Genomic DNA, 13,102 nt, shown 5'->3' with positions numbered 1-13,102 from the left:
CCTCATCCGGTGCGCCGGGCGAGCAGGACCCGGGTGAGCACGTCACGGGTGAGGGCGAGGTGGGACTCCTCGGGATGCGGGGTCAGCCGGATCCTGATCCAGGCCTCGTCGACGCTCAGCCCGGACACCACGTCGGGGCGCCGGCAAGGACCGGGTCACCAGCTGCGAACGGCAGCGCTGCTCAGGCCTTGGACTCCGGACTGGTCAGAGGGTGCGCAGGTGGTCCCGAGCGGTGGCGATCAGCCGGGCCCTGGCCGCCTTGAACGGTTCCCAGTCCCCTGCCGCGCGCGCCGTACGCAGGCCGAGCAGCACCTCGTGGGCATGGGTCCCTACCTCAGGGGCGTTCGTCAACTCGATCAGCGTCAGGGCCCGGCGGGACGCCAGGTGTGCCTCGTCCTGCGCCCGGGTGTGTGCGTGGTCGTTCCGATCGGCCCGGCCGGACTCAGCCTCCCAGGCCAGAGACATCTCTCTGTCGGCGGCCGCGACGAACTCGACGACGGTGTCGCGCTCCGTGGCATAGCGCGTGGCCGCACGGGCCGCCTCAGCAGTGAGATGGACGGTCTTGAGCCCGGCGGACCTTCCGATCAGGCCGCCGCCGACAGCGGCGACCGCGGCTATCGCTGTCCGCCCGGGCAGCGTCGACGGACGGGGGCACGTTCGGCGCCAGGTGTACGTACCTCGTCGCCCTGTCCCGGACCCGAAGCGGGCTGCGAGACCTCGCTCACCACGTTGAGCAGCCGGTGCCGGAGTGGGCGCAGCCGGCGTGCGACATCGTGCGGGAGGGCGGCACGTACGAGCTCCGCCACCAACTGCAGCTCTGTGCTCCGGCGGAGCTGCTGGCACTGACCGAACGGGTACACGCGGCGCTTCGCGACTTCCGGGAGCAGGTCCTGGTCGGAGCCGCTCCCGAGAACGAGGCGTACCGAGCCGCGTGCGCTACGTACGAGGATGCTGCCCGAGCCCTTCGCGAAGCGATGCGTCGCAACCTGAACGTCGCCCCTGGCTAGCGCACCGACGGCCAGAGCTCAGGGCTTCCGGCCGTCGCCGAGGTAGCGCCGGAAGAAGGCCTCGGCGTAGGCCGTGCCGACCCGCCGCTGCTCCGCCTCGGTCAACTGGGGAGCGTAGGCGGAGCCGCCGGGTTCGGTGCACTGGCCGGGCCGGTCGACGTCGTGTCCGGCGTCGTCGCGGGCGGCGACCTCTCCGCTCTCCGGCGACCACTCCGTGTTGAAGTAGTTGTGGTTCGCACCGGGTATCGCGAGCCGGTGGAAGCCGGCGGTGCTCCGGGCGGTGGCGTCGGCGGCGAAGGAGAAGGCCTCGGTACCGACCTGGCCGTCACAGGTCCCGCGCAGCACGGCCACGGGGGTCTTCGTGATCTCGTACGCGGTCATGTCCTCGGTCATGACGTTGTAGGCGGGGGCCAGTGCCAGGACCGCCTTGACCTTGACTCCGGTGGGCCACTGGTCCTTGTGACGGTCGGCCGCCTGCCAGGTCACACCCGCTCCACCACGCGAGTGGCCCATGGTGCCGACCCTGTTCAGGTCGACGCGGTCCCGGAAGTCGACACGCAGCGGCTTGCCCGTCGCCACGTCGCGGAACGCGCCGACGAGGCCGCCACGGCCCGAGGTGCCGAGCCGCTGCCACAGGGCCAGGTGCCTGTTGATCAGGTCGGCCCGTGCGGAGGCGTTCTCGTCCCCCCACACCGAGGACGCGTTGATGCCGTTGGCGCGGATGGACACCACGACGAAGCCGCGCCGGGCCAGTTCCTCGCCGAGGTAGTCATAGCCGCGGTCGTTGGCGATCGGACGGGTTCCGGGAGCGCAGGGCCAGCTGAACAGCTTCCGGCTGGCCGCTTCGTACGCCTCCCAGTCCTGGGCGAGTTCGGCAGCGGTCCGGGCCTCTGCCGCAGCCCGGTCGGCACAGGTCTCGTGCCAGCCGTGGAGCTGGACGACGAGGGGCAGCGGCGTGGTTCCGAGATCCGCCGGGTAGTGCACGGTGCCGGCGATCTCGACCGGTTCCCCCGTTCCCGGCAGCCGATAGGACTGGTCACCGAGGTCGTAGGTGACGGCGGAGACGCCCCGCAGGCCCTGGGCGGCGTCGGGAGTGGCGGCGGTCGCGGGGCTTCCCGCCAGGACCTGCGGTACGAGAAGGGCCGCCGTCGACGCGGCGAGTGCGCAGGCTCGCATCGGGCGGCGGGTGGTGGTGTCGGTGTGGTTCAAGAGTCGGTCTCCATGAGCCGTGAGCGGTGAACGGTGTGCCGGTTGCGGGGCGCCGGGAGCGGCTCCCGGCGCCCCGCACGCGGCTTCATCTCGACAGACGTCCGACCAGGCCCGGGGTTGCGTCGTGTCCCGGGGAATCCGTGACAGGGTCAGGAGGCGTGCCTGAAGGTCTTCCGGATCCAGTCCGCGTACGCGGGCACGTTGACGTAGAGACCGGGCCCGGCCGAGCAGGCGACCCCCGGGGCGCCGGGACCCGAGGTGGCCCCGACGAGCTCCCACTGTCCGCGCCTGCCCTTCTGGAGCTGCGGTCCGCCGGAGTCCCCGAAGCACGCCATGGCCTCGGGGACCTCGCTGATCGTGCACAGCCGGGTCCGGTCCGCGTAGCCAGGAGCGCACTCGCGGGCGGCGCCCCTGCGCGTGTCGAGCTCCTGCAGCCGCTCAGCGAACGCGAACTCGCTGTCGGCGGTGGTGCCGAACCCCAGGATGCGCGTCGGGGTCCCGGGCGGCCCGGCCCGCTCCGCGATCCTGACGGGCTGCTCGGAGACGGGGCGGTCGAGGCGGACCAGCGCGATGTCGTGCCGGTTGGCCGCCTTCCCGTCACCGCTCCGGAAGCCCGGGTGAATCACCGTTCGCTCGATGGCCCGAACGGTTCCCCCCGACTTCCGGGCCTCGCTGCCGATCCTGACGATGCCGTCCAGCACCAGACCCTCACCCGTTACGCAGTGGGCCGCCGTCAGCACCCACTGGGGATCGATCAGCGACGCCCCGCAGTTGCCGTCGTGCAACCCCTGGGTCGGGGCCGACTCCGGGATCGACGCCATGAACGGATAGCGCTCGGTGGAATCGGTCCCGTTCACGATCGCTCCGGCGCTGCCCGCCATCATGGTGACGCTGGTCGCGACGGCGAGCACGCCGACCGCAGTGGTAAGCGCCGCGCGGCGGGCGGCCGCCTTCAAGCTGAACACGTATGGTTTCCCTTCCTCATACATCCTGGTGTGCCCGACCAACCCTGCTGGTCAGGGATCCGCCGGACCATCCGGCCAGCGGGCGGGAACGCGGTGGGGATGTCCCCCCGGAGAAAGCCGGTGGGGTGCCCAGGTCACGAAACCGGGGAAGGCCGAACGACGCCTGGTGCACGGAGTTCGAGACTCTTCTGACGCGCGTCCGCGTCGCACTGCTGCGGGGAAGTGCAAGGGATTCGGGTTCGGCCGAGCGGCCGAAGACCTCCCGTGTCACCCGAACCGCTGTCAACCAGCCGGTCCGAGCTGGACCGTAGGCTCCCCCACATGACTGTGCTGTACGGCAACGCCCTCGTACTCCGGCCGTCCGAGCCCCACGACGTCCCCGCACTGGCCGCGATCCGCGCCACCCCCGAGGTGCGGGCGCGCTGGCGCGGCGGCCCCGACCTCAAGGCCGAGATCTCGGAAGACCTGACGGATCCCGACACCCACTGTCTGACGATCTACCAGCAGGACCGGATCATCGGCATGATCCAGTGGCACGCCGAAGAGGATCCTGACTACCGCCACGCGGGCATCGACCTCTACCTGGACCCGTCGGCGCACGGCCGGGGCCTGGGCACCGACGCCGTCAGGACCCTCGCCCGGTACCTCGTCCACGATGCCGGCTTCCACCGGCTCGTCATCGATCCGGCCGCCGACAACGCCGCCGCCATCCGCTGCTACACCAAGGTCGGCTTCCGCCCCGTCGGCATCATGAGGCAGTACGAACGCGGCGACGACGGAACCTGGCACGACGGCCTGCTCATGGACCTCCTGGCCGATGAGCTGAACTGACCGCGCACCATCGCGACCCGGGCGGGCGGCGCGAACGCACACGGGTGGTCGGCCCGCGGGTGGTCGGCCCACGGGAAAACCGGATGCCCCCTTCCGTCCCGCGTCCCTAACCTGACGTCATGGAACACAGACCCGCGCTTCTGAACGTCGTCGACGTCGAGGCCACCTGTTGGGAGGGGCAGCCGCCGCCCGGTGAGGTGAGCGAGATCATCGAGATCGGACTCACCGTCGTGGATCTGGCGGCCCGGCGGCGCGTGGAGCGGCACCGGATCCTGGTGCGACCCGCACGTTCCGGGGTGAGCGAGTTCTGCACCGAGCTGACCGGGCTCACCCCGGCGGAGGTCGCCGGCGGCGTCGGCTTCGCCGAGGCGTGCCGCATGCTCGCCGACGCCCATGGGGCGCGCAGCCGGCCCTGGGCGAGCTGGGGAGACTACGACCGCAACCAGTTCGAACGGCAGTGCCGGGCGACGGGCGCACCGTATCCGTTCGGGCGGCCGATCGAGCAGCGGCACACCAACGCCAAGGCCGTGTTCACCGACGCGTACGGCCTGCGCAAGCGACCCGGTATGGCGGGCGCCCTGCAGATCGCGGGGCTGCCGCTGGAGGGCCGCCACCACCGGGGCGAGGACGACGCTTGGAACATCGCCGCCCTCGTCCTGAACCTGGTGGAGCGCGGGGCCTGGATGGACTCGAGGGTCGGTTCGCCGTCGACGCCTTAGGGGAGGAAGGCCCTCGGCAGCGGTCGGTCATCCGGACCCATGCCGTCACGTGCGCGGCGGGCTCGCCTCGGGGAGGGCGCTGCGAATGGCGGTGATCAAGGTGCGGCTGGCGTCGAAGGCGGCGGCCATGGCCTGGGTGGGGTTGGTGCCGGCCTGCTGGTGGAGGACGACACCGAGGATGAGGCGGGAGGTTCCTGCGACCTCCTGGGTGGCGGCCCACATGAGGTTGCCGCCGGCCGGGGTGGAGGAGCCGGTCTTCAGGCCGATCACTCCGTCCTGGCCGAGGAGTTTGTTGCTGTTGCGGATCTGCACGCCGACGCCGGGGGCCGTGACGGTGGGTGTGGCGACGATCTTGCGGAAGGCTTCGTTCTTCATGACGGCGCGGGCCAGTTTCAGCTGGTCGGTCGCGGTGCTCTGCGTGCTGGGCTCTATGCCCGAGGCTCCCGTATAGGTCGTGCGGTCCATTCCGAGCTTCGAGGCGGTCTCGTTCATCTTCTCGGCGAACTCTTCCTGGCTCCCCGCGTCCCAGCGGGCCAGGAGCCTGGCGACGTTGTTGCCCGAGGGCAGCATCATGAGCTCCAGGAGCTCGCGCTGTGTGTAGTCCCGGCCGGCCACGAGAGGTGCGGTCGACTCGGTCGGGGAGTACGACTCGTCGGCGGCCTGCTGGTCGGCGGTGACCGTTGCGCCCTGCTCGTCCGCGGCCATCGGGTGGCTGGTGAGGATCACGTGGGCGGTCATGACCTTGGTGATGCTGGCGATCGGCACCGGTGCCTGTTCGCCTCTGGTCCCGAGGCTTCCGAGGCCTTCGACCTCCGCGCTCGACTGCCCTTCCGTCGGCCACGGCAGGTCCGTCGGAAGGCTCACGCCGGAAGGCGATCCAGTGCCCGCGGCGGCGCTGGAGGGCGCTCGTCCACCGAAGGTGTACCAGCCGGCCGTGCCGCTCACGAGGAGGGCGGCGGACAGGTACAGGACGGCGGGACGGCGCAGACTGGGTCGGAAACGGCCAGGATGGGCGGACATGGGGGACCTCCGAAGGCGGGGTGGGTGCGGATCCCGCACCTGAATTCACCTTCGAGGGCTCGTGCTTCCGGTCTCGTGCGCCCCTGTTTCCGTCGCCGCGGGGTCGTATTGCGGTTACGTTTCAGACGGGATCGAGGCCAGGTCGAGGGTGGCCGTCGCGCCTCCGTCGGGGGCGTTGGCGAAGGTCAGCCGCCCTCCGAGCACTTCGGCCTGCCCCAGCGCGATGGTGAGTCCGAGGCCGTGGCCGCGCCCCCGCTCGGAGGTTCCCGTACGGAAGCGCTGTGGTCCTTCAGCGAGGAGCGGGGCGGGGAAGCCGGGTCCGTGGTCCCGTACGACGATCCGCGTGCCGGTGACGGTGACCTCTACAGGGGCGGCTCCGTGCCGGTGTGCGTTGGTCACCAGGTTGACCACGATCCGCTCCACCCTTCGCGGGTCGGTCTCCACGACCTGGGCGTCCCTGGTCGTGACGACGGTCGGCGTCCCGGTCCGGCGCACGACGTCGGCGACCAGGTCTCCCAGGGGTACGAGGTCGGTCCTGGCCCGTTCGGCGCCGGCGTCGAGCCGGGAGATTTCCAGGAGGTCCTCGACCAGGCCGTTCAGCGCCGAGGCCCGGTCGCGTACGAGTTCCGCTGCTTCGTCGTCTTCCGGGAGCAGTCCTGCGGCGGTGGACAGGCCCATCAACGGGGTGCGCAGTTCATGGGCGACGTCCGCGGTGAATCTCCGCTCGTTCTCGAGTTTGCGTTGCAGGGCTTCGGCCATCACGTCCATGGCGGCCGACATCTCGGTGATCTCGTCACGGGCTCGGCCGCCGGAGCCGATCCGGGCGTCGAGGTCGCCGTCGGCGATGGCCCGGGCGGTGCGCGAACCGCGGCGCAGTCGGCGGTTCATCGGTTCGGTGGCCAGGGCGGCGAGCGGTACGACGACCGCGAGGGCGGCGAGCACGGCTTTGATGATGCTGCGGTCCAGGAGCTGGAGGCTGCGTACCTCGGTGCTCATGTCCGTCCGCGCGACGAGTACGTGGTTGTCGGCGACGGGCATGGCCGCCCACAGCCAGTACCAGTTGGGGGGCTTCTGGTCGTACCAGGTCGCGTACAGATCGCTCGGGTTCCTGGCTGCCAGTGCGTCCGCGAGGGGCGCTTCCAGCTGTTGGGGGGTACGGATCTCGATGTCGATGGGTACGGTGCCTGTGCGGGTGTACTCGCGCTCCGCGGCGGTCAGACGGGCGCCGACGCGCTGTTCGCCCGTGCGGTCGCCGCGCTCGGATATGGCTTGGTGGACGAGTACGCCGATCACCGCGGCCACCGCGCAGCAGGCGGCCGCGGTCAGGGCTGCGATCTTCCAGCGCAGGGCGCGTGGGTTGAGGAGTGCCATGGGCCGGTTCGGTCTCTCAGTCGCGGACGAGTTTGTAGCCGAAGCCGCGGACGGTCTCGATCCGGCCGGTTCCGATCTTCTTGCGTAGGCGCAGTACGCAGAGGTCCACGACCCGGGAGTCGCCTTCCCAGCCGTAGTCCCAGACGTCGCGGAGCAGCCGTCGGCGGTCCAGCACGGTGCCGGGTGCCGCGGCGAACTCCAGGAGGAGGCGCAGTTCGGTGGGGGTCAGCGGGACGGGCCGGCCGTCCCGGTGCACTTCCAGACCGACGGTGTTCACGGTCAGGTCGCCGAAGACCAGCACCCCTGAGGTCACCGCGCCGGCCTGGTCCACGTCTGGCTGGGTGTCCGGGGGTGGGGTGGGCGGCTTCTCGGCTCGTTCGGATGGTCCGAAGCTCGCGCGGCGCAGCAGCATGCGGATGCGGGCGACGAGGATGGCGGTGTCGACGGGTTTGACGACGTAGTCGTCGGCGCCCGCTTCCAGGCCTGCGACGACGTCGAGGGCGTCGCCGCGCGCGGACATCATCAGGATCGGTACCAGGCTCTCCTCCCGGATGCGCCGGCAGAGCCCGATGCCGTCGAGTTCGGGCAGCATGACGTCCAGGATCAGCAGATCATGGGCGTCGGCTCGGAACGCTTCCAGGCCGGCGAGGCCGTCCGCGGCCACGGTGACCTGATAGCCGTATCGCTCCAGGAAGAGCTGGACGGCGCGGCGGATGACGGCGTCGTCCTCGACGACGAGCACGCTGATGGGGCCTGGTACTCGGATGACCGACATACCACCTATCTGGTCATGGGGCGGACAAGTGCTTCCCGTCATCGTAATCAGCGGTTCGGGCGGTACGGTCACAGCCGCAGCGAGGCCGCGACGGGGAGGTGGTCGCTGCCCGTGGCCGGAAGAGACCAGGACGAGACGGGGCTCACTCCCCTGACGAGGATCTGGTCGATGCGTACCAACGGGAACGAAGCCGGCCAGGTGAAGCCGAAGCCGTCGCCCGCTTCCCGCTGCGTGGAGCGCAGCTGCGAGGTCAACGGCCTCAGCGCGGTGTCGTCGGTCGTCCCGTTGAAGTCGCCCATCACGATCACTCGGGGCAGCGGTTCGGCCCGCACGGCCTCCGCGAGATTCCGTCCTGCCTCGTCGCGGCGGGAGGTGGCGAAGCCGGCGGTCGGGGTCACTCGTACCGACGCGAGGTGAGCGGCGAACACCGCAACGGGTCCTTTCGGCGTGTCGACCGTGGCCCGTACCGCACGGGTCCAGGGCATGATCGGTACGGGTTCCACCCGGCGCAGCGGGTACTTGCTCCACAGTCCGATGCCCAGGTGCACGGAATGGTGTGGGTAGTCCGCGGCCAGCTCGCGCTCGTACGTGGGAGTGGTGTCGGAGGACAGCTCCTCCACGGCGAGCACGTGCGCCCCGGAGCGGGCAAGGGCACGCGCGGTGCGCTCGGGATCAGGGTTCTCCTCGCCCACGTTGTGGGTGACCACGATCAGGTCTCCGCCGACGGAGCTCTTGTCGGCGACGACTCCGTAGAAGAGGGAGACCCAGACGACCGCGGGCGCGATCACGGCGACGGCCGCGAGCCGGGAGCGTCGAACCGCCGCCATCGCGAGCAGAACCGGAACGCACAGCCCGGCCCACGGCAGGAAGGTCTCGAACAGGTTGCCGAGCCGGCCGACCCCGTTCGGGACTTGGGCGTGCAGCGCCATCAGCAAGGCGGCGCAGAGCGCGAGGCCGGCGATCAGCCGGCCGCGACGGCCCGCGCGGGCGCGGTCCTCAGGCGGTCGGGCACCGTCCCGGGGCGGTTCGGCGGGCCCCGCTTGGGGGGCGGGAGAGGGGAGCTGGAAAGTGCGCAGCAAGACAACGGCCTCCGACGTCACGTACACCGGGGATCGGGTACGGGCACAGAGTCGCGCGGACACGCTTCCAGCCGGCCTGAGCACTGCTTCCAGCGCCCCGCGGCTGTGTTTCAAGTGTGTATCGACACTTGCTTGCCCCCCTTCCCACCGTGGGTTCTGGGCGTGCGTAGTCTCGACCGTGTCTGGCGCGGCCGCCCATGCCACCGAAGAAGCCGGTGACGATGTTCGCGAGGGTTTTCTCGATTCTTCTCGGCGCGGCCGATGAGTCTGTGGCTCCGGGCCGGTCCAAGCTCGTGACACCCCAGGAAAGGACACCGCCATGTCGGAGCTTCTCGTCGACTTCATCACCTCCCTCGACGGTTATGCGTCAGGAGAGGGATGGCCCGGGTTCTGGGGCCTCGAGGGCCCGGAGTACCTCGCCTGGCTCGGCGAGCAGCCCGAGGTCACCTACCTGATGGGAGCGAACACGTACCGCCTGATGTCGGGCTTCGCCGCCGGCGAGGTCCCGAGCGGTCAAGACGAGTTCAGGGCCGAGGAAGAGGCGTCCGTCGACTCGCTCACACGAGCGTCGAAGGTGGTGTTCTCCTCCTCCCTGAAGGAGCCGCTGACGTGGGCCAACGCCACGCTCGTCCGCGACGACGCCGTCGAGGCGGTCCGCGCCATGAAGTCGAGTGGCTCGGGGCTCCTCAGCACGATCGGCAGCCTCAGTCTCTGCCGGTCCCTGCTGCGAGCCGGACTCGTCGACCGCTTCCGGGTCGTGATGTTCCCGGTGATCACCGGTGCCACGGGCGAAGAACGCATCTACGACGGCTATCCGGACGTTGCCCTCGAGATGATCGAGCACCGAACCTTCGATGGCCGCATCCAGCTGGTCGAGTACAGGCCCCAGGTGCTCGAACACCCGCCGCTCGTCGTTCCTGCGTGACGGTGCTCCGGCAGCCGGTCTGGACGGGGGAGGGCGGCACCAACACGCGGGGAGCGAACACATGCCCCAACTCGTGCGCCAGGAACCACTCGTCGGCCGCCGACGCGGCCAGGACGACCCCGGCTTCTCCACGGGGCTGTTCGGACACTGAGGGTCGCCGACAGCGGAAAGGGTGACGTTCCGCGTTTGGCCGCCGGCTTGCCCGCCGTCGACTGGATGACGGCCATGTCCTCGCCGACCTGCATGAGCTTGATCATCGCCAGGATGCTCGCGACATTCACCTCGTCGCTGGAGAACGAAGCGCGCGTTGCTTTCGAGCACCGCCTCGGATCCAGGGCGGATTGATCCATTCGCTCCGCCCGGCAGAACTCGGCACACTGGAAGCGGTGATCCTTTCGGTCCGAACGGAGGGATTCTGATGCTGCAGCCCGGCGAACCCGGCGCCATCCCACCTGACGCGTACGAAGCCCTGGAGGCACTGAGATCCGCGTACGCACGCCTGCAGCCGTCCGACGTGGGGTTCGGCGTCGGCCTGAAGCGGATCGGCGACACGTACGTCGAAGAACTCTCGCTGATCGTCTACGTTCCCGACAAACGCCCGCCCAGCCGGCTCCCCACGGAAGCGGTGATCCCCCGCACCTGGGAGGGTTACACGACGGACGTCGTCGAAAGTCACCCGGAGCCAGTCGCGCTCCTCAACGACTCGACCTTCTACCACGCACCGCGCGGCGGCGTCTCCATCGGATGGGAAGACCCCTTCCAGGTGTTCGTCGGCACGCTCGGCTGCGTGGCACAACGGCGCAGCGACGGAGCGCGGCGCCTGCTCACGGCCAACCACGTGACCCCCGCCCCCGGCATCGACATGTTCCAGCCGCAACCCGGAGCCCCCCAATCCGCAGTCGTCGGCACCGTCGAACTGCAGGGGACGGACTGGGACTGCGCCATCCTCGATCCCGACCCCGGCCGCGGTACCCCCGACTGCAGCGTCCTCGACATCGGTGCTCTCCCCGGCTCGTCCACCCTCCCGCCCGGCGCCCACGTCTGGACCGCTGCCAGAAAGCGGGGTCGCGCGACGGGCCTCACCAGCGGCCTGGTCGTCGCCCACATGAACCCCGGACAAGTCGGCATCGAACGCCTTCGCGTGGACACCTTCCCCTTCGGCGGGCTCTTCCTCTGGCACGGCGACTCCGGCTCCGTCCTGGTCAACGTGAACGACGAGGTCATCGGCCTCCTTGTCCAGGGCGACGAGATGAAGCCCAGTCCCACCAGTACCAATCCGACCGCTGCCGTCGGCCTCGCCCTGCCGATCGCTCCCGTACTCGACGAGCTCTCCATCGAGATCGGCGTCGACCCGCCCGTCATCACCGACATCACCCCCGACACCGCTCTCGGCGTCCTCGCCAACGGTGGCAAAGCCCTCATCACAGGCTTCGGCTTCGACGCGGCCAGCACCGTCACCTTCAACGGGATCGGCGCCCTCAGTATCGTGCCGGCCTCCCCGCATGTCCTCGTCGTCATCCCACCCGTCCTGGGCATCGTCGGCACCGTGCCCGTGGTCGTCACCAACGCCTTCGGCGCGCAGTCCCTGCCGGGGCCTCAGGCGACGTTCACGTACTGAGGCATGCGTATTCCCTGGCCGCGGACAGCGGCCAGCCCACGAGCTCGTGCACGGTAAGCGGTGAATCGTCGAAGGCCGGCGTCCGCGAGTGGGCCTCTGCACGCCTCCCTCGCTGCTCCATCGGATGGTGGAGGCCGGTCTGCCCGGCCGAAGAACCGGCCGGGGGTTCCATGCGTACGACCGGGAATGTCACGTACCCTCGGCCACCTAGCGAGCTCAGGCCGGCCGACGCCGAGGGAGACGGATGGGCGTTCTGAGACGCGGACGGCCCGAGCGCTGCGTAGGCTGGTGGCAGGAGCTGTGCTCGGGATAGGGATCGGAAGGTCCGTGAGACCGGAGATCGACCACAGTGCGTTGTTCGCCGCAACGCCGAGCCCGTATCTGGTGCTGGCACCGGATCTGGTCATCGTGGATGTCAACGAGGCGTACCTTCGGGCGACCGGCCGCACCCGGACGGATCTGCTCGGGCAGCACGTGTTCGACGCGTTCCCCGACAATCCCGCCGACCCGGGGGCGGACGGGGTGAAGAACCTCGGAGCGTCGCTCGGGCGGGTGCTGGCCACCGGTGAGGCGGACACGATGGCCGTACAGAAGTACGACATCCCCGTGGTCTCGCAGCCCGGCGTTTTCGAAGAACGCTGGTGGTCCCCGGTGAACACCCCGGTCAAGAACGCGGAAGGGCGGGTCGCGTGGATCATCCACCGCGTGGAGGACGTGACCGCCTTCATGCACTCCCGTCGATTCAGCGGCCGGGGCCAGGGGCGGCGGATGACGGAGCGCGAGGCGGGGATGGAGGCCGAGCTGTACGCCCGCGCCCGGGAGCTGCAGCGGCTGAACGAGGAGCTGCGGGCGGCGCACGCACGGGAGCGGGAGGTCGCCGTCACCTTGCAGGAGGCGATGCTGCACTCCCCGGACCTGGCCCGGCACGACGACGTGGCGGTGCGCCACCTGCCGGCGATCGGCTCGCTGAACGTGTGCGGCGACTGGTACGACGCCGTCGATCTGACCGAAGGACGGTTCACCGTCGCGGTGGGCGATGTCGTCGGGCACGGGCTGGAGGCGGCCACCGTCATGGGCATGCTCCGCAGCGCCCTGTCCGCGGCAAGTCGCGCGGTGGCCGGGCCGGCCGGGGCCCTGGAAGTACTGGGCATGTACGCCCGCTCCGTCGAGGGCGCGCTCGCCGCGACCGCGGTCAGCGTGCTCGTGGACACCCGCTCCAGGCTGCTCGTCTACTCCAGCGCCGGGCATCCGCCGCCGGTACTGCTGCACAGGGACGGCACGTGCGATCTGTTGGACCAGGCCACCGATCCGCCGCTGGGAGCCAGACCCGAGCACGTTCCTCGGCCGCAGGCCGGCACGGCCTACCGCCCGGGCGACACCCTGGTCCTCTACACCGACGGACTCATCGAACGCCGTGACGAGGACATCGACGTCGGCCTGGACCGGCTCACCACCGCCCTGGGCGACCTCGCCGGCCTCGGCCCGGCGCGGCTGGCCGACACGCTGCTCGCGCGGCTCGGCGTCCCCGGCGGAGCCCGCGACGACATCGCCCTGGTCGTCGTCCGCGTCTGAGCCCGCGTGAC

General features: G+C 70.3%; 14 protein-coding genes. 6 read left to right on the top strand and 8 right to left on the bottom strand.

Annotated features, from left to right (window positions below; translation table 11 throughout):
* Nucleotides 1-2: 2 nt before the first annotated feature.
* The 4 genes from ACN9MM_RS39175 to ACN9MM_RS39160 all read right to left on the bottom strand — a co-directional run bounded on the left by ACN9MM_RS39175 (nucleotide 3) and on the right by ACN9MM_RS39160 (nucleotide 3,181).
* Nucleotides 3-131, bottom strand: a complete 129-nt coding sequence (locus ACN9MM_RS39175; RefSeq protein WP_426368593.1) for a hypothetical protein — start codon at nucleotides 129-131, stop codon at nucleotides 3-5.
* A gap of 73 nt (nucleotides 132-204) precedes the next feature.
* Nucleotides 205-351 (bottom strand): hypothetical protein, encoded by a 147-nt coding sequence (locus tag ACN9MM_RS39170; protein WP_426368592.1) that lies wholly within the window; start codon nucleotides 349-351, stop codon nucleotides 205-207.
* A 674-nt stretch (nucleotides 352-1,025) separates the two neighbouring features.
* Nucleotides 1,026-2,216 carry an alpha/beta hydrolase gene (locus ACN9MM_RS39165; protein ID WP_426368591.1) on the bottom strand — a complete coding sequence of 397 codons (1,191 nt, stop codon included), beginning with the start codon at nucleotides 2,214-2,216 and terminating at the stop codon, nucleotides 1,026-1,028.
* A 149-nt stretch (nucleotides 2,217-2,365) separates the two neighbouring features.
* The gene (locus tag ACN9MM_RS39160; RefSeq protein WP_426368590.1) at nucleotides 2,366-3,181 is read right to left on the bottom strand and encodes a S1 family peptidase; all 816 of its coding nucleotides are present in this window, start codon (nucleotides 3,179-3,181) and stop codon (nucleotides 2,366-2,368) included.
* A gap of 321 nt (nucleotides 3,182-3,502) precedes the next feature.
* Between ACN9MM_RS39160 and ACN9MM_RS39155 the strand changes: the two genes are divergently transcribed.
* Nucleotides 3,503-4,012, top strand: coding sequence for a GNAT family N-acetyltransferase (locus ACN9MM_RS39155; RefSeq protein WP_426368589.1), 510 nt, complete (start codon nucleotides 3,503-3,505; stop codon nucleotides 4,010-4,012).
* Nucleotides 4,013-4,131: 119 nt separating this feature from the next.
* Nucleotides 4,132-4,731, top strand: coding sequence for an exonuclease domain-containing protein (locus ACN9MM_RS39150; protein WP_426368588.1), 600 nt, complete (start codon nucleotides 4,132-4,134; stop codon nucleotides 4,729-4,731).
* Nucleotides 4,732-4,776: 45 nt separating this feature from the next.
* On the opposite strand, the gene ACN9MM_RS39145 is transcribed toward ACN9MM_RS39150, so the two are convergent.
* The 4 genes from ACN9MM_RS39145 to ACN9MM_RS39130 form a co-directional block, all read right to left on the bottom strand.
* Nucleotides 4,777-5,751 (bottom strand): D-alanyl-D-alanine carboxypeptidase family protein, encoded by a 975-nt coding sequence (locus ACN9MM_RS39145; protein ID WP_426368587.1) that lies wholly within the window; start codon nucleotides 5,749-5,751, stop codon nucleotides 4,777-4,779.
* A gap of 114 nt (nucleotides 5,752-5,865) precedes the next feature.
* Nucleotides 5,866-7,122, bottom strand: a complete 1,257-nt coding sequence (locus ACN9MM_RS39140) for a sensor histidine kinase (protein WP_426368586.1) — start codon at nucleotides 7,120-7,122, stop codon at nucleotides 5,866-5,868.
* Nucleotides 7,123-7,138: 16 nt separating this feature from the next.
* Nucleotides 7,139-7,897, bottom strand: a complete 759-nt coding sequence (gene cseB / locus ACN9MM_RS39135; protein WP_426368585.1) for a two-component system response regulator CseB — start codon at nucleotides 7,895-7,897, stop codon at nucleotides 7,139-7,141.
* A gap of 68 nt (nucleotides 7,898-7,965) precedes the next feature.
* Nucleotides 7,966-8,862, bottom strand: a complete 897-nt coding sequence (locus ACN9MM_RS39130) for an endonuclease/exonuclease/phosphatase family protein (protein ID WP_426368948.1) — start codon at nucleotides 8,860-8,862, stop codon at nucleotides 7,966-7,968.
* A gap of 433 nt (nucleotides 8,863-9,295) precedes the next feature.
* On the opposite strand from ACN9MM_RS39130, the gene ACN9MM_RS39125 reads away from it, so the two are divergent.
* From ACN9MM_RS39125 to ACN9MM_RS39110, 4 genes are all read left to right on the top strand, one after another.
* Nucleotides 9,296-9,901 (top strand): dihydrofolate reductase family protein, encoded by a 606-nt coding sequence (locus ACN9MM_RS39125; RefSeq protein WP_426368584.1) that lies wholly within the window; start codon nucleotides 9,296-9,298, stop codon nucleotides 9,899-9,901.
* Between the two features lie 186 nt (nucleotides 9,902-10,087).
* The gene (locus ACN9MM_RS39120) at nucleotides 10,088-10,246 is read left to right on the top strand and encodes a hypothetical protein (protein WP_426368583.1); all 159 of its coding nucleotides are present in this window, start codon (nucleotides 10,088-10,090) and stop codon (nucleotides 10,244-10,246) included.
* Nucleotides 10,247-10,319: 73 nt separating this feature from the next.
* On the top strand, nucleotides 10,320-11,519 hold the full coding sequence (locus ACN9MM_RS39115; protein WP_426368582.1) for an IPT/TIG domain-containing protein: 1,200 nt from the start codon (nucleotides 10,320-10,322) through the stop codon (nucleotides 11,517-11,519).
* 327 nt (nucleotides 11,520-11,846) lie between these two features.
* Nucleotides 11,847-13,091, top strand: coding sequence for a PP2C family protein-serine/threonine phosphatase (locus ACN9MM_RS39110; RefSeq protein ID WP_426368581.1), 1,245 nt, complete (start codon nucleotides 11,847-11,849; stop codon nucleotides 13,089-13,091).
* The last annotated feature ends 11 nt before the right edge of the window (nucleotides 13,092-13,102 follow it).

The sequence above is a fragment of the Streptomyces sp. E-08 genome, from assembly GCF_049913095.1.
Taxonomy (GTDB): Bacteria; Actinomycetota; Actinomycetes; order Streptomycetales; family Streptomycetaceae; genus Streptomyces.
This window is presented reverse-complemented; position numbering and strand designations above follow the sequence as displayed.

What these genes read in the sequence shown, in the direction of transcription:
- cseB (WP_426368585.1), bottom strand. Translation starts at nt 7,897, where the DNA reads ATGTCGGTCATCCGAGTACCAGGCCCCATCAGCGTGCTCGTCGTCGAG.
- ACN9MM_RS39155 (WP_426368589.1), top strand. Translation starts at nt 3,503, where the DNA reads ATGACTGTGCTGTACGGCAACGCCCTCGTACTCCGGCCGTCCGAGCCC.
- ACN9MM_RS39145 (WP_426368587.1), bottom strand. Translation starts at nt 5,751, where the DNA reads ATGTCCGCCCATCCTGGCCGTTTCCGACCCAGTCTGCGCCGTCCCGCC.
- ACN9MM_RS39125 (WP_426368584.1), top strand. Translation starts at nt 9,296, where the DNA reads ATGTCGGAGCTTCTCGTCGACTTCATCACCTCCCTCGACGGTTATGCG.
- ACN9MM_RS39115 (WP_426368582.1), top strand. Translation starts at nt 10,320, where the DNA reads ATGCTGCAGCCCGGCGAACCCGGCGCCATCCCACCTGACGCGTACGAA.
- ACN9MM_RS39150 (WP_426368588.1), top strand. Translation starts at nt 4,132, where the DNA reads ATGGAACACAGACCCGCGCTTCTGAACGTCGTCGACGTCGAGGCCACC.
- ACN9MM_RS39140 (WP_426368586.1), bottom strand. Translation starts at nt 7,122, where the DNA reads ATGGCACTCCTCAACCCACGCGCCCTGCGCTGGAAGATCGCAGCCCTG.